The organism is Thalassospira sp. ABD4_177, from assembly GCF_056160125.1.
On record NZ_JBSWWO010000001.1, the window covers coordinates 2,432,506 to 2,452,406 of the forward strand.

The 19,901-nt window shown below is 54.8% G+C and carries 24 protein-coding genes and 1 tRNA gene; 20 read left to right on the forward strand and 5 right to left on the reverse strand.

Features of this window, described 5'->3' with window-relative positions; all coding sequences use genetic code 11:
- Nucleotides 1-13: 13 nt before the first annotated feature.
- Nucleotides 14-775 carry a DeoR/GlpR family DNA-binding transcription regulator gene (locus ACXAF0_RS11120; RefSeq protein WP_475345919.1) on the reverse strand — a complete coding sequence of 254 codons (762 nt, stop codon included), beginning with the start codon at nucleotides 773-775 and terminating at the stop codon, nucleotides 14-16.
- Between the two features lie 132 nt (nucleotides 776-907).
- Nucleotides 908-2,194: an O-acetylhomoserine aminocarboxypropyltransferase/cysteine synthase family protein gene (locus ACXAF0_RS11125; RefSeq protein WP_475345920.1), complete on the reverse strand. Its 1,287-nt coding sequence runs from the start codon at nucleotides 2,192-2,194 to the stop codon at nucleotides 908-910.
- 227 nt (nucleotides 2,195-2,421) lie between these two features.
- Here ACXAF0_RS11125 and ACXAF0_RS11130 point away from each other — a divergent pair, with 227 nt between their 5' ends.
- The 4 genes from ACXAF0_RS11130 (at nucleotide 2,422) to ACXAF0_RS11145 (ending at nucleotide 5,950) form a co-directional block, all read left to right on the forward strand.
- Complete coding sequence (locus tag ACXAF0_RS11130) at nucleotides 2,422-3,561, forward strand: acyl-CoA dehydrogenase family protein (RefSeq protein WP_475345921.1); 1,140 nt, start codon at nucleotides 2,422-2,424, stop codon at nucleotides 3,559-3,561.
- 3 nt (nucleotides 3,562-3,564) lie between these two features.
- A complete protein-coding gene (locus tag ACXAF0_RS11135; protein WP_475345922.1) occupies nucleotides 3,565-4,656 on the forward strand; it encodes an enoyl-CoA hydratase/isomerase family protein in 1,092 nt (363 codons plus the stop codon).
- Nucleotides 4,657-4,739: 83 nt separating this feature from the next.
- Entirely contained in the window at nucleotides 4,740-5,630 is an 891-nt protein-coding gene (gene mmsB / locus ACXAF0_RS11140) for a 3-hydroxyisobutyrate dehydrogenase (RefSeq protein WP_475345923.1), read from the forward strand.
- Between the two features lie 125 nt (nucleotides 5,631-5,755).
- The gene (locus tag ACXAF0_RS11145) at nucleotides 5,756-5,950 is read left to right on the forward strand and encodes a DUF6898 family protein (RefSeq protein WP_475345924.1); all 195 of its coding nucleotides are present in this window, start codon (nucleotides 5,756-5,758) and stop codon (nucleotides 5,948-5,950) included.
- Nucleotides 5,951-6,048: 98 nt separating this feature from the next.
- Here the strand turns inward: ACXAF0_RS11145 and ACXAF0_RS11150 are convergent, their stop codons facing one another.
- On the reverse strand, nucleotides 6,049-6,468 hold the full coding sequence (locus ACXAF0_RS11150; RefSeq protein WP_044829176.1) for a Ros/MucR family transcriptional regulator: 420 nt from the start codon (nucleotides 6,466-6,468) through the stop codon (nucleotides 6,049-6,051).
- A 464-nt stretch (nucleotides 6,469-6,932) separates the two neighbouring features.
- On the opposite strand from ACXAF0_RS11150, the gene rpiB reads away from it, so the two are divergent.
- The 9 genes from rpiB (at nucleotide 6,933) to thiL (ending at nucleotide 14,049) form a co-directional block, all read left to right on the forward strand.
- Nucleotides 6,933-7,376 (forward strand): ribose 5-phosphate isomerase B, encoded by a 444-nt coding sequence (gene rpiB / locus ACXAF0_RS11155; protein ID WP_475345925.1) that lies wholly within the window; start codon nucleotides 6,933-6,935, stop codon nucleotides 7,374-7,376.
- Nucleotides 7,377-7,460: 84 nt separating this feature from the next.
- Nucleotides 7,461-8,735, forward strand: coding sequence for a serine hydroxymethyltransferase (gene glyA, locus ACXAF0_RS11160; protein WP_475345926.1), 1,275 nt, complete (start codon nucleotides 7,461-7,463; stop codon nucleotides 8,733-8,735).
- 24 nt (nucleotides 8,736-8,759) lie between these two features.
- Nucleotides 8,760-9,233 (forward strand): transcriptional regulator NrdR, encoded by a 474-nt coding sequence (nrdR, locus tag ACXAF0_RS11165; RefSeq protein ID WP_008891109.1) that lies wholly within the window; start codon nucleotides 8,760-8,762, stop codon nucleotides 9,231-9,233.
- Nucleotides 9,233-10,354, forward strand: a complete 1,122-nt coding sequence (gene ribD / locus ACXAF0_RS11170) for a bifunctional diaminohydroxyphosphoribosylaminopyrimidine deaminase/5-amino-6-(5-phosphoribosylamino)uracil reductase RibD (protein ID WP_475345927.1) — start codon at nucleotides 9,233-9,235, stop codon at nucleotides 10,352-10,354. Before nrdR ends, ribD begins: the two co-directional genes overlap by 1 nt.
- Nucleotides 10,355-10,358: 4 nt before the next feature.
- The gene (locus ACXAF0_RS11175; RefSeq protein ID WP_475345928.1) at nucleotides 10,359-10,946 is read left to right on the forward strand and encodes a riboflavin synthase; all 588 of its coding nucleotides are present in this window, start codon (nucleotides 10,359-10,361) and stop codon (nucleotides 10,944-10,946) included.
- A 6-nt stretch (nucleotides 10,947-10,952) separates the two neighbouring features.
- Complete coding sequence (gene ribB / locus ACXAF0_RS11180; RefSeq protein ID WP_475345929.1) at nucleotides 10,953-12,107, forward strand: 3,4-dihydroxy-2-butanone-4-phosphate synthase; 1,155 nt, start codon at nucleotides 10,953-10,955, stop codon at nucleotides 12,105-12,107.
- Between the two features lie 4 nt (nucleotides 12,108-12,111).
- Entirely contained in the window at nucleotides 12,112-12,576 is a 465-nt protein-coding gene (gene ribH, locus ACXAF0_RS11185) for a 6,7-dimethyl-8-ribityllumazine synthase (RefSeq protein ID WP_475345930.1), read from the forward strand.
- On the forward strand, nucleotides 12,576-13,073 hold the full coding sequence (nusB, locus tag ACXAF0_RS11190; protein WP_475345931.1) for a transcription antitermination factor NusB: 498 nt from the start codon (nucleotides 12,576-12,578) through the stop codon (nucleotides 13,071-13,073). The genes ribH and nusB overlap by 1 nt, the downstream gene beginning before the upstream one ends.
- A 1-nt stretch (nucleotide 13,074) precedes the next feature.
- Complete coding sequence (gene thiL / locus ACXAF0_RS11195; protein WP_475345932.1) at nucleotides 13,075-14,049, forward strand: thiamine-phosphate kinase; 975 nt, start codon at nucleotides 13,075-13,077, stop codon at nucleotides 14,047-14,049.
- 29 nt (nucleotides 14,050-14,078) lie between these two features.
- On the opposite strand, the gene ACXAF0_RS11200 is transcribed toward thiL, so the two are convergent.
- Nucleotides 14,079-14,528, reverse strand: a complete 450-nt coding sequence (locus ACXAF0_RS11200; RefSeq protein WP_167718113.1) for an outer membrane protein assembly factor BamE — start codon at nucleotides 14,526-14,528, stop codon at nucleotides 14,079-14,081.
- A 165-nt stretch (nucleotides 14,529-14,693) separates the two neighbouring features.
- Between ACXAF0_RS11200 and ACXAF0_RS11205 the strand changes: the two genes are divergently transcribed.
- The 7 genes from ACXAF0_RS11205 (at nucleotide 14,694) to ACXAF0_RS11235 (ending at nucleotide 19,271) form a co-directional block, all read left to right on the forward strand.
- On the forward strand, nucleotides 14,694-15,245 hold the full coding sequence (locus tag ACXAF0_RS11205; RefSeq protein ID WP_475345933.1) for a ubiquinol-cytochrome C chaperone family protein: 552 nt from the start codon (nucleotides 14,694-14,696) through the stop codon (nucleotides 15,243-15,245).
- Between the two features lie 13 nt (nucleotides 15,246-15,258).
- On the forward strand, nucleotides 15,259-15,837 hold the full coding sequence (locus tag ACXAF0_RS11210) for a YceD family protein (protein WP_475345934.1): 579 nt from the start codon (nucleotides 15,259-15,261) through the stop codon (nucleotides 15,835-15,837).
- A 255-nt stretch (nucleotides 15,838-16,092) separates the two neighbouring features.
- On the forward strand, nucleotides 16,093-17,172 hold the full coding sequence (gene plsX / locus ACXAF0_RS11215; RefSeq protein ID WP_475345935.1) for a phosphate acyltransferase PlsX: 1,080 nt from the start codon (nucleotides 16,093-16,095) through the stop codon (nucleotides 17,170-17,172).
- Nucleotides 17,173-17,212: 40 nt separating this feature from the next.
- The gene (locus ACXAF0_RS11220) at nucleotides 17,213-18,184 is read left to right on the forward strand and encodes a beta-ketoacyl-ACP synthase III (RefSeq protein ID WP_475345936.1); all 972 of its coding nucleotides are present in this window, start codon (nucleotides 17,213-17,215) and stop codon (nucleotides 18,182-18,184) included.
- A gap of 156 nt (nucleotides 18,185-18,340) precedes the next feature.
- Nucleotides 18,341-18,631: an integration host factor subunit alpha gene (locus ACXAF0_RS11225; protein WP_008891097.1), complete on the forward strand. Its 291-nt coding sequence runs from the start codon at nucleotides 18,341-18,343 to the stop codon at nucleotides 18,629-18,631.
- Nucleotides 18,632-18,643: 12 nt separating this feature from the next.
- Nucleotides 18,644-19,126, forward strand: a complete 483-nt coding sequence (locus tag ACXAF0_RS11230) for a MerR family transcriptional regulator (protein ID WP_475345937.1) — start codon at nucleotides 18,644-18,646, stop codon at nucleotides 19,124-19,126.
- Nucleotides 19,127-19,194: 68 nt separating this feature from the next.
- Nucleotides 19,195-19,271 (forward strand) — tRNA-Pro (locus tag ACXAF0_RS11235).
- Between the two features lie 45 nt (nucleotides 19,272-19,316).
- Here the strand turns inward: ACXAF0_RS11235 and ACXAF0_RS11240 are convergent.
- The gene (locus tag ACXAF0_RS11240; protein ID WP_475345938.1) at nucleotides 19,317-19,895 is read right to left on the reverse strand and encodes a histidine phosphatase family protein; all 579 of its coding nucleotides are present in this window, start codon (nucleotides 19,893-19,895) and stop codon (nucleotides 19,317-19,319) included.
- Nucleotides 19,896-19,901: the final 6 nt, after the last annotated feature.

Here is a 19,901-nt window from a genome sequence, read left to right on the forward strand (position 1 = left end):
TAGGGCGATATGATCAGGCCTGAATGACATTCAAGCCGCGTCGGGTGTAATTGGAAAGATAGCCGGTCGAGAGCTTCCGACCGGTGACTAGATGTGAGATCGCATCAATGTCACAGACCCGATGCGGCAGGCTGGTTTCAAGCTTGTCAGCGGTGGTGATGGCAATGACTTCTGCTGATTGGGCGATCATCGCGGCCTTGGTTGCGCGTTCTTCGGGGCTACTGGTCGAAAGACCGGCTTCGGGGTGAAGGGCGCAGGTGCCAAGCAACGCGATATCCGCGTTGAAGTTTCTGAGTTCATCTAGGGTTGTCGAGCCACATACCGCCATATCGGTTTTGCGAAACGTGCCGCCCAGCATGATGACTTCGGCATTCGGATGATTGGCGAGCTCAACCGCGATCATCGGATTGACCGTGATCACCGTGCCACGAAAAGACGGTTTCAGGTTGCGCGCGACCTCGCAGATCGTGGTTCCGCTGTCAAAGAATGCCACGCAATCATCGGGGATCAGATCGCGCGCGGCCTTTTGGGCGATGGCTGTGCGTTCGGGTTGCAGTTCCTGCGCGCGTTCCGTGTAGCTTTCATGTGCGGTATTGGGCAGAACCGCACCGCCATGAATGCGGCGCAGATAGCCGTTTTCTTCCATCTGGCGCAGATCGCGCCGGATCGTATCAAGGGAGGCGTGGAAGAGGGCGGCCAGATCGTGGATATGAACCGTGCCCTGACTGCGCAGAAGTTTCTGGATTTCGTCCTGACGGCTGGTGACGCTCGACATCGTACTGCCTGTTTTGCATGTTATGCATGTATTGCCGGTATTGGTTATCTCGGCCGTGCAGTAGCGTCAATAAAAAACCGGTCAGACGATGGTCTGACCGGTTTCTTGATCTCGTAGCGATGCGGTGGTTGATCAGGCTTTATCAAGCGCCTGGGTCAAGTCCGCCAGAATGTCGTCAATATGCTCGATGCCGATGGAAAGGCGGACATAGCCGTCCGTCACACCCGATGACAGGCGATCTTCTTCGGAAAGCTGGCTGTGAGTCGTTGTGGCCGGGTGAATGGCGAGCGAGCGCGTATCACCGATATTGGCCACGTGATAGAACAGCTCGAGCGAGTTGATGAATTTCTCGCCGGCGTCTTTGCCGCCTGCCAGTTCAAAGCCCATCAGGGAGCCCAGACCGCCTTTAAGGTAGGTATCCGCGCGACGGCGGCTTTCGCCGTCCTGTTTGCTGGGATGGGTGACCTTGGTGACTTTCGGGTGTGCAGCCAGGAAGTCCGCGACCTTGATCGCGTTTTCGCAATGGCGTTCCATGCGCAACGGCAAGGTTTCCATGCCCTGGATGGTCTGGAACGAGTTGAACGGCGATGCGGCCGCGCCAACGTCGCGCAGAAGCGTGCAGCGCAGTTTGATTGCATAGGCCACCGGGCCAATCGGTTTGACAGCCTCGGTCCAGACAGCGCCGTGATAGCTTGGGTCCGGTTCATTGAGAAGCGGGAAGCGCTTGGCGTGTTTTTCCCAATCAAATTTGCCGGAATCAACGACAATGCCGCCAACCGATGTGCCGTGACCGGCAATGAATTTTGTGGTCGAATACATGACGATGCTGGCGCCATGCTCGATCGGTTTGCAGATCACCGGCGCGGCAGTGTTATCAACGATCAATGGAATACCAAGATCATCACCGATATCGGCCACTTCACGGATCGGGAAGACCTGAAGTTTCGGGTTCGGCAGGGTTTCGGCATAGAACGCGCACGTCTTGTCATCGGCAAGTCGGCGGAAGTTTTCCGGGTCTGATGGATCGGCAAAGCGGACTTCGATACCCATCTGCTTGAAGGTGTTGGCAAACAGGTTCCAGGTGCCACCATAAAGGTCGGTCGAGCTGACAATGTTATCGCCCGCCTGTGCGATATTGAGAACCGCAAAGGTTGATGCGGCTTGACCCGATGCCAGTGCAACTGCCGCGGCACCACCATCAAGGGCAGCAACGCGTTGTTCAAGCACATCATTGGTCGGGTTCATCAGGCGGGTATAGATGTTGCCGAGTTCCTTAAGCGCAAAGAGGTCTGCGGCATGCTGGGTGTCGCGGAACTGATAGCTGGTGGTCTGATAAAGCGGCACGGCAACGGAACCGGTTGTCGGTTCGGCGCGATAGCCGGCATGAAGGACAATGGTTTCCGGTTTGGTCGAAGACATGATGAATGTTTCCCTGATTTTTCGTTGTTCCTGACGCGAGGAGGGTATGCGCAGCCGCCCGGTATCTGCAAGGAACATTTGGCGAAATAGATCAGATCCATGCGCGTGGCGGGCGTTATCATGCGTAATTATGATAATTCGGTACGATTATACCGAATGAATTGACAAGCAGCCGATTTCACGTTTACGTAAAGGGAAATAACAAAAGTAAAAGAGGCGGCGATCCAATGGAATTCACCCTGTCTGAAGATCAGCAGGCATTTGCCCAGGCTGCGCGCGATTTCGCAGAGAATGAAATGGCCCCACATGCGGGCGACTGGGATGCAAATCATATCTTTCCGGAAGAAACCCTGCGCAAGGCGGCCGAACTTGGTTTTGCCGCGATCTATACCGGCGAGGAGCATGGCGGTACGGGGCTTGGGCGCCTTGATGCGGCGGTCATTTTCGAAGAACTCGCCGCAGCCTGCCCATCAACGGCGGCCTATATCTCGATCCATAATATGGCCTGCTGGATGATTGATACGTTTGGCAATGACGCGCAGCGCGCCAAGTACTTGCCCAAACTGGTCACGATGGAACATTTCGCCAGTTACTGCCTGACCGAGCCGGGTGCCGGATCTGATGCAGGATCGCTTCGAACCCGTGCCGAGCGTGGTGGTGATCATTACATTCTGAATGGCGAGAAGGCGTTTATTTCCGGCGGGTCGCGCAGTGATGTTTATGTCGTGATGGCGCGCACCGGCGATGACAGCCCGAAAGGTATTTCGACCTTTATCGTGCCAAAGGATGCCGACGGCCTGTCATTTGGCAAGCTTGAAGAAAAAATGGGCTGGAACAGTCAGCCGACCGCAGCCGTTATCTTTAGTAATTGCAAGGTGCCGGTCGAAAACCGTCTGGGTGAAGAGGGCGAAGGGTTCAAATTCGCCATGAAGGGCCTGGATGGTGGGCGGTTGAATATCGCGGCCTGTTCGATCGGTGGTGCACGCGCAGCCATGGAACATGCACGCGACCATATGAAAGTACGCAAGCAGTTTGGCAAAAGCCTTGATCAGTTTCAGGCGCTTCAGTTCAAGTTTGCCGATATGGTGACCGAACTCGAGGCTGCCCGTTTGATGCTTCACAAGGGGGCATGGAAGCTCGATCATAAGACCGACGATGCCACACAGTTCTGTGCCATGGCCAAGCGGTTTGCGACCGATACCGGCTTTAATGTCTGTAACGAAGCGCTGCAGCTTCATGGCGGATATGGTTATATTCGGGAATATCCCATTGAGCGGCTTTTGCGCGATTTGCGGGTGCACCAGATCCTTGAAGGTACCAATGAAATCATGCGCCTGATCATCGCGCGTGCAGCCCTGAAAGACTAGGTTATGAGCACAGTTTCAAATTCATCGGAAAATACAGCCGAAGCACCGGTTCTGTTTTCACAGGACGGGCCGGTTGGCCGCATCCTGTTGAACCGTCCCAAGGCGCTCAATGCGCTTGATCTTGCGATGGTCGATATGATGATGGCGCAGCTGAAATCCTGGGAACAGGATGCATCGGTAAAGGTCATTATCGTCGAGGGTACTGGTGAAAAGGCATTTTGTGCCGGCGGTGATATCCGTGGTCTTTATGATGCCCGCCAGATCGATGACGAAGAGATACTCGATGCGTTCTATCGCCGGGAATATCATCTGAACCATTATATTGCGACCTATCCCAAGCCCTATATCGCGTTGATGGACGGGATCACGATGGGCGGTGGCGTTGGCGTGTCGATCCATGGCCGGTTCAGGGTCGTGACCGAGCGAACGCTTTTTGCTATGCCCGAAACCGGGATCGGCTTCTTCCCGGATGTCGGCGGGGGGTATTTCCTGCCGCGATGCCCGGGCAAGATCGGAATGTATCTTGGCCTTACCGGCGCGCGGATCAAGGCCGCCGATTGCCTGTATGCCGGACTTGCCACCCACGGGGCACAAAGTGCGGATCTTGACGCGATCAAGGGCGCACTTGTCGGTGCAGAATGGGCTGGCGATGGCTTTGCCATCGCCGAGGAGATCCTTAACAAGCATGAAACACCGTTCGGTGTGGCGCCGCTTTCCGAAGTTCGCGATGAGATCAATCACTGCTTTGCGGGCGACAGTGTCGTGGCGATCTTTGAGGCCCTGCAGAATGCGGATAGTGCGTTTGGCACAGAAACCCTTGAGGTATTGCGCGGCAAATCGCCAACAGCGCTTTGCGTCAGTTTCGAGCAAATCCGTCAGGGTGGCGACATGTCGCTGGCCGAGGTCCTGAACATGGAATACCGCCTGTCGCAGCGCATGGTCTGCAAGCCCGACCTGTTTGAGGGTGTCCGGGCGGTGATTGTTGATAAGGATCATGCGCCGAAATGGCAGCATGGCGATATCGGGCAGGTCGATCCGCGCGAAGTGGCGGAATATTTCGAAATGTTGCCAGAAGACAAAGAGCTTAATCTTTAGAACGCATTGGGCGGGAACCCAAACCTGCCAGATCACCATAAATCAGAACAAAACACCCGATCGGGTGACAGAGGAGACTTCAAATGGCGAATATCGGTTTTATCGGGCTGGGCAACATGGGCGGGCCGATGGCGGCAAACCTTGTAAAGGCAGGACACGCGGTCAAGGTATTTGACCTGTCAGCGGATGCGGTGGCAAAGGCGGTTGATGCCGGTGCTGCGAAGGCCGCATCAGTCGGCGAAGCGGCAAGTGATGTCGCATTCGTCGTAACCGTTCTGCCGGCAGGCAAACATGTTCTGGCCGTTTATGACGGACCGGACGGTGTGATTGCGCATGCCAAACCGGGTACGGTTCTGATTGATAGTTCGACCATTGATGTGGACTCGGCCCGTAAGGCATCCGAGCTGGCCAAGGCTGCCGGACTTGGCGTTGTTGATGCGCCGATTTCGGGCGGAACGGCGGGTGCAGCTGCCGGGACGCTAACCTTTATGGTGGGCGGATCCGAGGCCGATTTCGCCAGTGCAGAACCCATTCTGGCAGGCATGGGCAGTAACATCATTCATGCCGGCGACAGCGGGGCCGGGCAGGCGGCCAAGATTTGTAACAACATGGTGCTGGGTGTCAGCATGATCGCGGTTTCCGAAGCCTTCATGTTGGCCAAGCGCCTTGGCCTGGATGCGCAGAAACTGTTTGAGGTCTCGTCCAAGGCATCTGGCCAGTGCTGGGCGCTGACAAGCTATTGCCCGGTGCCGGGACCAGTACCCGCATCACCGGCAAACCGCGATTATCAGCCGGGCTTTGCCGTTGATATGATGCTCAAGGACTTGAAGCTCGCCCAGCAGGCGTCTTCATCATCCGGGGCGACAACCCCGATGGGGGCCTTGGCCGAAAGCCTTTATGCGCTGTATTCCAATGGCGGGAATGGCGGTATGGATTTCTCGGCCATTGTCAAAATGCTGGATGGTGAAAAGTAATCAGAACGCAAGCAGTCGCGTAAAGAAGCGGGTCCGGTTTGCCGGGCCCGTTTTGTTATCTGTTGCGTTGTTCGAAAATGGCGGCAGAATAGCCATATTCGTTTTTTGACAATATCAGTACAGCAATGGCCACACGCTATAACACCTCAAACGAGATCTATTTTGAACTGCGCAAAGTGGGCACTTACTTGCGCTGCACGGCCATTGATGGAAGGACCGGGGTGGAAGTCACAGTGGCCGGCCCGATTAGCCGTAACCCCGAACAGTTAAAGCGCGTGGCGGCCCAGAAACTTCAATACGTCCTAAACAAGAAATCCTGAGACCAGTTTGGCTGTGTTTTTTGCTGCCGGACCAAAAAAGAAAACGCCGCCCGGAAATTGGGCGGCGTTTCTTGTTTCGGCGATTTAAGGGAAGGGCGTTATTTCGCCTTGCGACCCAGGCCGATTTTCTTGGCGAACTGCGAACGCTGCTTGGCGTAGTTCGGGGCAACCATCGGGTAATCCGCCGGCAGGCCCCATTTCGCACGGTATTCTTCCGGGGTGAGGTTATAGGTCGTGCGCAGATGGCGTTTGAGCATTTTCAGCTTTTTGCCGTCTTCAAGGCAGACAATATAATCATCACCAATGGATTTCTTGATCGGAACAGCCGGTTTCAACGGTTCGGCTTCAGGTTCTTTTTCAACTTCGTGTATTTCATCAAGAGAAGCAAAGACGGTGGAAATCAGTTCCGGAATCTGTGCCGCCGCAAGGGCATTGTTGCTGACATAGGCAGATACAATGTCGACGGTCATCTGTAAAAGTTCGTCGCGGTCAAGCACGCTGTTCTCGGTTTCAGCCATAATTGAAGTAATCCTTCATTTGATAATTCAGATTAAACTTAATGCACTATTCTTCCGATATAATCAAACCACAGAAAAACACAAGGTAAATTATTAAATCCGCCCTGTATTAGGTTATATTGGGGCTATATTAAAGTTTATGTTCTGTCGAATTTCATTTAAATCCATACGCTTTCAGACGGCGTAAGAAATACAACCGCACCGATTGCGCAATACTACTGTTTAAATGGCAGGATCATCCTGTACGGCGATATCGGCATTCTGATACCTCGTTTGGCCTTGTTGACGGCGTAAAAACCGACATATGTGTTCAGTATGTGGAGCGTCTGAACCATGCCGGTTTTGCTGCGTCCGTTCTGTTTGGAAAACTTGCCGTTTTGGGTGAGCTGCGCGTTGGCAGGTCCGACGCTATATGCTACAAGGCGCTCAAATTTTATCTTCTGCTTTTGGATGAAGGCACGCCTATGACCGTCAAGACCCTTGCCATTGCTTCCGATCACGGTGGTGTGGACCTGAAATCAACCATTGCCGAGACCCTGAAAAAGCGCGGAATTGAAGTGCTTGATCTGGGCACGGATGGTTCGTCTTCTGTCGACTATCCGGACTATGCGCAGGCGGTCGCCAAGGCGATTATCGATGGCAAAGCCGAGGCAGGCATTCTTGTCTGTGGTTCGGGCATCGGTATGAGCATGGCAGCCAACCGCTATCCGCAAATTCGGGCCGCACTGGTTCATGACCGTCTTTCGACCGAACTTTGCCGTCAACATAACAACGCAAATGTTCTTTGCCTTGGTGCGCGCCTTATTGGTGAAGCCACGGCACTGGATTGCGTGGATGCATTCCTGTCGACCGAATTTGAAGGTGGTCGTCACGAAGGTCGCGTCGCAAAAATGTCCTGCTCCGTCTGATTTTATCGCCATCTGGCATCAACCGGAACGGGCAGGCGGCCCAAGGGTCGCTCCCCGTCACATCGCATCGAAAGAGGCCCCCGCATGTCGTTCAAAGGCTTTTTTACCACCAGCTTGTCCGAAGCTGATCCGGCACTGTTCAAATCTGTTACCGACGAACTTGATCGTCAGCAGAACCAGATCGAAATGATTGCTTCGGAAAACATCGTTTCCAAAGCAGTTATCGACGCACAGGGCACCGTCCTGACCAACAAGTACGCCGAAGGGTATCCTTCGCGCCGTTATTACGGTGGTTGCGAGTATGTTGACGTTGCCGAACAGTTGGCAATCGACCGCGCCAAGGAAATCTTCGGCTGCGAGTTTGTTAACGTTCAGCCGCATTCCGGCGCACAGGCAAACGGTGCGGTGATGCTCGCACTTTGCAAGCCGGGCGATACCATTCTGGGCATGTCGCTTGATGCCGGTGGTCACCTGACCCATGGCGCACGTCCGGCTCTGTCGGGCAAGTGGTTCAATGCAGTTCAGTACGGTGTTCGTGAAGACGACCTGACCCTTGATTACGATCAGGTCGAAGCGCTTGCGGTTGAGCACAAGCCGGCCCTGATCATTGCTGGTGGTTCGGCCATTCCGCGTCAGATCGATTTCAAGCGATTCCGCGAAATCGCCGACAAGGTTGGCGCGCTGCTGATGGTTGATATGGCGCACTTTGCTGGCCTCGTTGCCGGTGGCGTCCATCCGAGCCCGCTTCCGTATGCCGATGTTGTTACCACCACCACGCACAAAACCCTTCGTGGCCCGCGTGGCGGCATGATCCTGTCGAACAACCTTGATATCGGCAAAAAGATCAACTCCGCTGTCTTCCCGGGCCTGCAGGGTGGTCCGCTGATGCATGTGATTGCGGCCAAGGCGGTTGCCTTTGGCGAAGCACTGCGTCCGGAATTCAAGGAATACGCCCAGCAGGTCGTTGATAACGCCAAGGCACTTGCCGAAGTCCTCGTAAAGCGTGGCTTTGACATCGTGACCGGCGGTACCGACACCCACCTGATGCTGGTTGACCTGCGCCCGAAAGGCCTGAAAGGCAACGCCGCAGAAGTCGCGCTGGAACGAGCCGGTATTACCTGTAACAAGAACGGCATTCCGTTCGACACCGAGAAGCCGACCATTACATCTGGTGTGCGTCTTGGTACGCCGGCTGGCACCACGCGTGGTTTCGGTGTTGCTGAATTCCAGCAGATCGGTGAACTGATTGGTGACGTTCTTGACGCCATGGTCGACAGCCCGGAAGGCAATGCCGAAGTTGAGGCAACCGTCCGTGCGAAGGTCGAAGACCTCTGCAAGCGTTTCCCGATCTATTCCTGATCGATTTGAGGCTTAGATAAACATATGCGTTGCCCGTTTTGCGGACATACCGATACCCAGGTTAAGGACTCCCGTCCGACCGAAGAGCATCACGCCATTCGCCGTCGCCGGTTCTGTCCTGCCTGTGGTTCACGCTTCACGACTTTCGAACGTGTCCAGCTGCGTGAGTTGATGGTCGTGAAAACAGACGGGCAACGCGAATTGTTCGACCGCGACAAGCTGGCGCGGTCGATCTTTCTTGCCTGTCGCAAACGCCCGATTGAAGACGAACGTGTTGAAAAGGCCCTTAATGGCATTCAGCGCCGTCTTGAAAGCAGTGGCGAAAGCGATATTTCCACCGATACCATTGGCGAAATGGTGATGGAGGCGCTCAATGCCCTCGATCAGGTGGCCTATGTACGCTACGCTTCGGTGTACAAGAATTTCCGTGAAGCGCGTGATTTCGAGCAATTCGTCGAAAAAATGCATGATGGGGAAGAAGAGGCGGACGCAGAGTAATGAGAGCCCCCGCGTTTAGCGAAGACGACCGGCATTTCATGCGGGTCGCATTGAGCCTGTCAAAACGCGGTTTGGGAAATGTCTGGCCGAACCCGGCCGTTGGCTGTGTCCTTGTTTCTTCTGATGGCACCATTGTTGGTCGTGGTCATACAAAGCCCGGTGGTCGCCCACATGCCGAACGTGTTGCCCTTGATATGGCCGGTGATCTGGCCCGTGGCGCAACCGCATATGTCACCCTTGAACCTTGTAGCCACGTTGGCAAAACGCCGCCCTGTGCGACCGGCCTGATTGAGGCGGGTGTGTCGCGTGTTGTCAGCGCACTGACTGATCCGGATCCGCGCGTATCGGGCAGGGGGCATGACATGCTGCGTGCGGCGGGCATTCAGGTCGATGTCGGGCTTTATGGTGATGACGCACGCCGGGTGAACGAAGGGTTCCTGTCCAAGGCCGAACGTGGGCGGCCGTTTGTGACGCTAAAGCTGGCATCCACCCTTGATGCGCGCTCCGCCACGAAAGCTGGCGAAAGCCAGTGGATTACCGGTCCTGTGGCGCGCGAAGCCGGACATCTGTTGCGTGCCAATCACGATGCCATTCTGGTCGGTGCCAATACGGTGATCGCCGATGATCCCAGCTTGACGTGCCGTTTGGCCGGGCGAAGCCATCAGTCCCCGGTGCGGGTTGTTCTGGATCGGGCAGGTGATGTTCCTCTGACCGCAAAGTTGGTCGAGACAGCAGATGCCGTGCCGACATGGCTGGTGACGGCAGAGCAGAATTTCACCGAACTATCGGAAAAATTTGAAAAAACGGCGATAAAAGTGATCGCTGCGGGATGCGCGGAAGATCATCTGGACCTACATGACGTCATGCACAAGCTTGCAGATGAAGGTTTGACACGTGTTCTTGTTGAAACGGGTGGCAATCTTGCCGCAGGCCTGATCAAAGCGGGCCTTGTGGACCGCATCATTCATTTCGTTGCGCCATCCGTGATTGGTGGCGACGGCAAGGCAATGATTGCGGACCTTGGTTTGGCGAAGCTTGAAAACGCACCGCGCTTCAAACGCATTTCGACTCAACAGATGGGTCAGGATATTGCGGTAACCTACGATAAAATAACGGAATAAGTGAATGTTTACTGGCATCATCACCGATATCGCAACCGTTCGTGCAATCGAAAAAACCGGCGACACCCGGTTTGAGTTCACCACATCTTTTGATACCTCAAAGATCGTTCTGGGCGCATCCATCGCCTGTAATGGTGCCTGCATGACCGTGATTGAAACCGGTGATGACTGGTTTGCCATCGAAGCATCGGCAGAAAGCCTGTCGCGCACGACGCTGGGGGATCTTGCAGTCGGCTCGAAGGTCAATCTTGAACAGGCGACCCGCGTAGGTGATGAACTGGGTGGGCATATCGTATCGGGCCATGTCGATGGGGTCGCAATCCTGACCAAACGGGTGCCAGAAGGCGACTCTTTGCGGCTGACCTTCGAGGTGCCGGAAGAATTCGCAAAATATATCGCATCCAAGGGGTCTGTGACGCTTGAAGGCGTTTCATTGACCGTCAATGAGGTTGACGGCAACACATTCGGTATCAATCTGATACCTCATACCCAAACCGAAACCACCTTGGGTTCAAAGCATCCGGGTGACCGGATCAATTTTGAAATCGACATGCTGGCACGCTATGTCGCGCGTATGCTGGGCAAGGATTGATCAACAATGCCGCACAATTACCTTTCGCCGATTGAAGACGTCATTGAAGAGGCCCGTAACGGCCGGATGTTTATCCTTGTCGATGACGAGGACCGCGAAAACGAAGGCGATCTTGTTATTCCGGCCCAGATGGCGACCCCGGATGCGATCAATTTCATGGCGACCCATGGCCGCGGCCTGATTTGTCTGACGCTTGAGTCCGAGCGGTGCGATGAACTCGGCCTGACGATGATGAGTGCCCATAACGGCACCCGCCACGAAACGGCCTTTACTGTTTCAATCGAAGCCAAGACCGGCGTTACCACCGGTATTTCGGCGCCGGATCGCGCGCGTACCGTCGCGGTCGCGATCGATCCCAATGCCGGACGCCACGACATCGTGACACCGGGGCATGTTTTCCCGCTGCGCGCCCGTCCGGGCGGGGTACTTGTCAGGGCCGGTCATACCGAGGCATCGGTGGATATCGCACGCCTGGCGGGTTTGAACCCGTCGGGTGTGATTTGCGAAATCATGAGTGATTCGGGTGAAATGGCGCGCCTGCCGGAACTGGTCGAGTTTGCCAAGAAGCATGATCTGAAAATTGCACAAATTGCCGATTTGATCCGCTATCGTCGCAAGCATGAAAAGGTTGTCCAGCGCAAGGCTACGACCAAGATCAAAAGCATCAATGGCGGCGAATTTGACATGCATCTTTATGTCAATAACGTCACCTATGCCGAACATATCGCACTGGTCAAAGGTGATATTTCCGACGACGCACCCGTATTGACCCGTGTACATGCGCTTAATGTCATCGAAGACGTTCTGGGCGACACCCAGGACGGCCATCAAGGCCAGCTTGCTGCGGCCATGCGCCAGATCGGCGAGGAGGGCCGTGGTGTGGTCGTTCTGATCCGTGAACCGCGCCCCAATACGCTTTCATCATCGATTGCGAAGCTGATTGAGCTAAATGGTGGTGATGGTTCAGCCCTCCGTCAGGAACTGGCCGATGAAAATGGCGATGGTGATTTACGTGATTACGGTGTTGGCGCGCAAATCTTGCATGATCTTGGCATTCGCGACATGATTCTGCTTTCAAATACCAAACGCCACATTGTAGGACTTGACGGCTTCGGCCTAAATCTGGTTGATCAGCGTCCGCTTGTCGTCTCGGAGGAATAAAATCATGAGCAACGCCCCCCACATTCTGATTGTGGATGCGCCCTATTACACGCATATCGTCGAGGACCTTGTAAAAGGGGCCGCATCGACGCTGGAAGCTGGTGGCGCAACATGGGACCGGATTTCGGTTTCGGGTGCGTTTGAGGTGCCGATCACCATCCGATATGCTGTGCAGTCGATGGAAGAGCTGGCAACCGGTCCGCGTTATGACGGCTATCTTGCGTTGGGCTGTGTGATTCGCGGTGAGACCTCGCACTATGATCACATCTGCGAAGAAGCCAACCGCGCGCTGATGCAGCTTTGCCTTGAATACAAGCTCGCAATCGGCAATGGCATTCTGACTGTCGAGAACGAGGCGCAGGCACTTGCACGGGCCAAAGCTGACGAAAAGAACAAGGGCGGCGAGGCTGCCAAGGCTGTTCTGCGTCAGATCGAAGTTCAAAACCATTTTGGAATACATCACAAGTAATGACCGATAAAACAAAGGCATCAGCCGCACAGCGGCGTAGCGCAGCGCGCTTTGCCGCCATTCAGGCGCTTTATCAGGCAGAGCTGTCGCAACTGTCAGCTGCCGATATCGTGCGCGAATATTCCGACTTCCGCCTTGATGGCACGGGTGGTCGTGATCTTGATGTGCCGAACGAAGACCTGATCGATCCGGATCGCGGCTTTTTCGCCGATCTGGTGCAAGGTGTCGCGGCACGCATGGTCGATATCGATGCACTGATTGATGGTGCACTTGAAAAGGGCTGGACCACGCAGCGTCTTGAGACGGTTCTGCGCAGCATCCTGCGCGCCGGCACGTATGAGTTGATCGCGCGTGAAGACGTGCCGATGCGCGTTGTCATCACCGAATATGTCGATGCCGCGCATTCGTTCTTTGATGAGAACGAACCGAAGCTCGTCAATGCCGTGTTGGATCGTATCGGGAAAACCCTGCGTCCCGGTGAAACCGGGCAAAATTGATATGGCAGCGCGATCCGGCGAATTTGAACTGATCGCGCGCCATTTTGCGCCCATCGCGCAAAGTGATCCGGCCGCATTGTCCCTTAGGGATGATGCGGCTGTGTTTTCTCCGCCTGCCGGGTATGAAGTTGTTGTCACAACCGATGCGCTGGTGGCCGATGTCCATTTCCGAAGCATCGATGATCCGGACCTGATCGCAAGAAAGGTTCTGCGCGTGAACCTGTCTGACTTGGCCGCCATGGGCGCCAGGCCGGGTGGGGTCGTGCTCAGTGCTGGCTATAACCGCGATCTTTCCGATGATTGGGTTGTGCAGTTCGCAGCGGGGTTTGGCCAGGATTGTAAATCCTTTGGTGTATCGCTTTGGGGTGGTGACACTGTTGCGACGCCGGGGCCAACCTTTTTCAGCCTGACAGCCTTTGGCTATGTGCCAACCGGGCGTGCCCTTAAACGTGATCAGGCAAAGCCCGGCGATGTTCTGGCCGTGACCGGAACGCTTGGGGACGCAGCCTTGGGACTTGCGGTGTTGAACGGGGAATTTCCCGATCTTTCAGCGGATTTGGCTGATTTCTTGAAAGACCGCTATTGGCTGCCGCAACCTCGCATGACGGAAGCTGAACGCTTTGTTGGCGCAGGAATGAGACTGGCTGCCATGGATGTCTCTGACGGGCTTTCCGGGGATTGTCGCAAGATTTGCGCGGCATCGAATGTCGGACTTGTGATCAATCGCGATGCGATCCCGCTATCCGCAGCGGCAAAGGCCGTTGTTGATAGCGACGAGACCCAGTGGGAACGCGTTCTTGCCGGCGGCGATGATTACGAACTTCTGATCACCGGATCACCTGACGATATTGCGTCGCTTGGCGATATGGTGACGGTTATCGGTGCTGTGACCGATGAAGCTGGCATTGTGTCGCTGGTCGGGGCGGATGGAAAAATGGCCGAACTCGCAGAAGGCGGGTTCGACCATTTCAAATAACGGCAAGGAGTTTGATCGGTGCGGCGGGCTTATTGCCCTTCGCTAAACCGGCCAAGGTTGCCAAAGAGCTGCTGCAGGATCGTGATTTCACGACCAGCCGTCGGGGTGACACGGTCCGTCGGGATCACCGGTTTTCCGTCCTCAAGATCATATTCGCTTAGGATTTCAACGCGGTTGGCGGCATCGAAGCTGATCAGGACGACCTTTTGTTCAACGGTTTCCGGTTCAAAGAAGGCGACGGTTTCGGTGACGCTGGAAATGTAAAGCCAGACATTTTCGTCAAAGGCAGCAACCGAGGACGGCGAGCCCAGAATGTTGGTGACATCACCCTTGGTCGATTCTCCGACAGAGATCTGTTCAAGCTGTTCTGGTTCCGGCGCGTTGCCGCGGGTCGCAATTCTGGGGCTGCAAGCTGTGACAAAGGCAACAGCCAGCCCTGCCAGCATGATCAGGGGAATGCGGGTAGTTTTATTATGCATGAAGCTCACCTGAGCGACCCTCTTGTTGAAGCCAAACCGGAATTGCCTTGAGTTTCTGCGCGAGGCGCATGATATTGCCGGGCAATGACTGGGGCAGACATGCCCCAATGAGATTTACGGTATTCTGCGTGCCATGACAGGAATGTCAACGAAGGAGTGTTACTGTTGTTTGGATGGCTAAAGAAAAAGGACCGCAAGCAAACTGCTGCGTTCGAACTTTACACGGCAATGGTAACCCAGGCGCGCCAACCCGGCTTTTATACAAAGCTCGGTGTGCCCGACACGATGGAAGCGCGTTTTGACCTTATTCTCGTGCATGCCTTCATCCTGTTTCGCCGCCTCAAGGCGGATGACGGGGACCGTGATCTTGCCCAGCACATCTTTGATGTGATGTTTGCTGACCTTGATCAGAACATGCGTGAAATGGGGGTTGGCGATGTCGGTATCCTCAAAAGGATCCGAAAAATGTCTGAATCCTATCACGGACGCATTGTTGCATATGAAGAAGGTGTTCAGTCGGGCGCAGCCGAGCTTGCCGCCGCACTGGATCGCAACCTTTTTGCTGACTGTGAGGTCAGCGACGCACAACTGATGGCAATGGTGGGCTATGTGCATGACGCACTGGCCAAACTTGAAAATCAAACCATTTTGCAAATGCAGAACGGTGCCGTGCATTTCCCCGAAGTGCCCGACGTCGCCGTGACTGACCCGCAATAGAAAGAAAGACCGGATGTCTGATAAATTTACCCCCGAGTTTTCCCGAATTGTCAAAACCTACGAAATGGTCAGTGGCAAAGAGAAACTTGTCGTCGAAGCCAATGAAAAAGAACGCGCTGCCCTTGCTGAGCGTTTCGAACTGGTTTCCATCAACAGCCTGCGTGCCGAGCTTGAAATCAGGACCGCATCGAACGGCGAGGTGACCGTTCTTGGTCCGATGAGTGCTGATATCGTTCAGCGCTGTGTCGCGACGCTCGAGCCTGTGCCTGAAACCGTCGAAGATACCGTCGAAGTTCTGTTCTCCCCGCATGTGTCCGAAGAAGACATGCCGTCAAACCCCGATGATCTTGACGATCTGTCGGAAGAAGAACTGATGGCGCTGCTTGAACAGCCAGAGCCGCTGGTTGATGGCATGATTGATCTCGGTGAAGTTGTCGCCCAGTTCCTGGCTGTTGCGATGGACCCGTACCCGCGCAAGGACGATGCGGAAATGCCGGAATCGATCCAGTCCGAAGAAGAGGCCGAAGCCGAAAAACCCAATCCGTTTGCGCAGCTGGCTGGCCTTAAAGAACAGCTCGAAAAGAAAAAATAGTGGTCATTCGGGCGGGAACGTCTGATGATTAGACCTGATGAATATGCCGGTATTTACCGGCATTTCACTTTTGTACGGCACGATGGCTGCGTTTAAGCTGTCATGCTGCGGGTCACCGGAATAGGCTTTACCTTGTATCTGGTCGAGATTTCCGGTAATTACGGGCCTTCCGGCCTATGAATGACGGCTATTGCCTATTGGCTTGTCTGCCGGGTATCCGGTTCAGAGATTTTAGAACAACCATAAGAGAATACGTTGCCTGAACAGGTTTGCATATCACTTGACGCGATGGGAGGAGACCACGCGCCTGAGATGGTTTTGGCAGGTGCCGAAATTGCTCTCAAGCGGTTGCCCCATCTCAAGTTCATGATGTTTGGTGATGAAGCGCAGCTCAAACCGCTGCTGGCCAAGTATCCATCCCTGGAAGCCGTGAGCGACATCCGCCATGCGTCCCAGGAAGTCTCGATGGAAGATAAGCCTTCCGTCGCACTGCGCCAGCGCCGTGATTCCAGCATGCGTCTTGCCATCAATGCCGTCAAAGAGGGCGATGCGCAGGGTGTCGTCTCTGCCGGGAATACCGGTGCGCTGATGGCCATGGCCAAGTTTGTCCTTAAAACCGTGCGCGGTATCGACCGTCCGGCGATCGCGACCTATATGCCGACGCAGCGCGGCGAAACGGTCATGCTTGATCTTGGTGCGAATATCGAATGCGACGAACACAACTTGGTGCAATTCGCCCTGATGGGTGAGGTGTTTACCCGCATTCTGTTTGGCCTTGAAAAGCCGTCTGTCGGTCTTCTCAATGTCGGTATCGAAGAGCTCAAGGGTAATGAATCGGTCAAGAAAGCCGCTGCAATCTTGCGCGAGATTGATCTGCCGATCCGTTTCGAGGGCTTTGTCGAGGGGGATGACCTTGCCAAGGGGACCGTTGACGTCATCGTGACCGATGGCTTTACCGGCAACGTCGCGCTAAAAACCGCAGAAGGGACCGCACGCCTGTTGGTGCATTTCCTGCGTGAAACCTTCAAAAGTTCGTTCTTTGCCAAGATCGGCTATCTTCTTGCCCGTCGTTCGCTTCAGCGTTTCCGCGATCGCATGGATCCGCGCCGTTACAATGGTGCGATGCTGCTGGGGCTGAATGGTATTGCGGTCAAAAGCCATGGCGGTACGGATGCGCTTGGTTTTTCCAATGCCATCGGCGTGTGCCATGACTTGATCGTCAATAACCTCAATGACAGCATCAAGCATGAACTTGAAGTGTTTGAGCAGGCCATGACCGGCCTTGAAAATGCTGAACAAGAAGACGTTGCCGTTCCTGTTGGTCAAGCCAACTGATTAACCCACCAGAAAACAGAAAGCCGGCGGTTCCCAAATCATGACAATTCGTTCTCGCATTATTGGTTGCGGTTCATATCTACCTGCAAACGTTGTAACCAATGATGATCTGGCCAAGCGCGTCGATACGTCAGATGACTGGATCGTTGCGCGGACCGGTATCCGTCAGCGCCACATCGCTGCCGAGGGGGAAACCACCAGTGATCTGGCGTTCGCCGCAGCCACAAGTGCGATGGAACATGCCGGTGTCACCGCAGAAGACATCGACCTGATCATTGTCGCGACGGCGACACCGGACAATACCTTCCCGGCAACTGCAACCAAGGTGCAAAACCGTCTTGGGGTCAAAGGGTTTGCCTTTGATGTGCAGGCTGTGTGCTCTGGCTTTATCTATGCCCTGACGACTGCAGATATGTATATCCGCAATGGCCAGGCCAAAACGGCCCTTGTCATCGGGGCCGAGACATTTTCGCGCATTCTTGATTGGGAAGACCGCCGGACCTGCGTGCTGTTTGGTGACGGTGCGGGCGCGGTTGTTGTTCAGGGTGTCGAAGGAAATGGCACCATGGATGACGTCGGCATTCTCGCCAACCGTTTGCATTCCGATGGCAGCAAATACGAACTTCTTTATGTCGATGGTGGGCCGTCCGCGACCCAAACCGTTGGACATCTGCGCATGGAAGGCCAGGAAGTCTTCCGCCATGCTGTGACCAACCTTGCCGGCGTGATACGCGAAGTCCTAGCCGATACCGGGTTTGAGCCGACAGATATCGATTGGCTTGTTCCGCATCAAGCCAACCAGCGCATTCTTGATAGCACCGCGCGCAAATTTGGTATTTCCAAAGACAAGGTCGTTGTGACGGTTGATCGCCACGCCAATACATCTGCGGCGTCGATCCCGCTGGCCCTGGCTGAGGCCGTTCATGACGGACGTGTTCAGCGTGGTGATATCGTCGTGCTTGAAGCCATGGGTGGCGGTTTCACATGGGGTGCGTCGCTGGTGCGCTGGTAACCAGGCCAGCGGTTGCGCAGAATGGCCGAAAAACACGTGAAATTCTTAATTTTCACAACATTCTGTCAAAAAGCAGTGTATCCTGTTGATATTGACTGATTTCGCTACCAGATATAGCCTTGTAAATTAAGTCCCGTAATTAGGAGGCGGCCTGTCATGTCGGAAACAACGATTACCCGTGCGGATCTCGCTGAAGCCGTTTACCAGGAGGTAGGTCTGTCGCGGAACGAGTCCGCCCAGCTGCTGGAAACTGTTCTTGATGAAATTTCGTCTGCCTTGATCAAGGACGAAGTCGTGAAAATTTCCTCGTTCGGAAGTTTCTCGGTTCGTCAGAAAGGACAGCGCATCGGCCGAAACCCGAAAACGGGCGAGGAAGTGCCGATCCTTCCGCGCAAAGTGCTTGTCTTCCGGCCGTCACAGGTCCTGAAAGCCCGCATTAACGCTTAAGAAAAAGAACTCATGAAAACGAATTTGGGGGCTGCGGCGGGGAATTCCCGCCGGACAGCAAAGTCTGACTCTGCTTTTCGCACAATTAGTGAAGCTGCAAAGGAGCTTGGTCTCCAGCAGCATGTTTTGCGGTTCTGGGAATCCAAATTCCCCCAGATCCAGCCGATGAAACGGGCAGGGGGACGGCGCTATTACCGTCCCGAAGATATTGATTTCCTTGCCCATATTCGAACCCTTCTGCATGATCAGGGGTTCACGATCAAAGGGGTTCAAAAGCTTCTTGATCAGAACAAGGGCAAGTTGCCCTCTGAAATCGCGGTTGTCGGACAAGACGCAGACGTGGCTGCTTCTGATGTGGCGCCAAGCAGCTCAGCATCGGTTGAGGCCAGTGCTTCCGGTCCAGACAAGGCGGCGCTCAAAGCTGTTTTGGGCGAACTTGAAGAACTTCAGGCGATCCTGCGCACAGGCCTGCAGGACGCCAAAAAAAATCCGTAAAAACCATTTGCGTCTTTGGCGTGGCGCCGCTATTTATCGAGCCGCGCCAAACGGCGCATCTCTACGGTCGGAGCGTGGCGCAGCCTGGTAGCGCACCTGCATGGGGTGCAGGGGGTCGGAGGTTCGAATCCTCTCGCTCCGACCAATTATCTCTCCCTTGATAACATTTCTTTGTTCACGTCCCGGGATGCTAGGGCATCAAGCGGGTCAGTACGTCTATGTCATCGTTGTTTTCCGTCAGTCGGAACAGAATGATTTCGCCAGATCGCGGGAAAATTCCCGTCAGGGCGGTGATGTTTACCTGATGGGTCACCAGTAATACTTTTTCCGTGTCAGACAGGCCTGCAATTTTCTGTTTGATCAGGCGCGTTTGGGCGCCTTCCGTCGAGCGGTCACGGAAAAAGGAATTCAGCGCGGGTTCTTCGGTGACCGGGCCGACGTCCAGCAGATCTGCCGTATCAACGCATCGACACCACTGGCTTGTCAGTACAGCGGTGAGCTTTATGCCTTTGTCGCGAATGGCATTTCCGGTGTCGCGCGCCTGTTTGCGGCCGGTTTCATCAAGGTTGCGTTGGGTTGAGCAGTCACCAAGCACAAAGCTTGCCGGATCGCCCGTGCCCGGTGCGATGGCATGGCGCATCAGGGCGTGAACGCCATCTTGCTGCCAAATCCGCCACGCGTCTTCGCTGGCGTTCGCGGGGTGCGAAGAAAAGGTCAGTACGCCCAAAACACACACGGCACGGAACATATTTCTGAGCAATATCGACATCAGCCT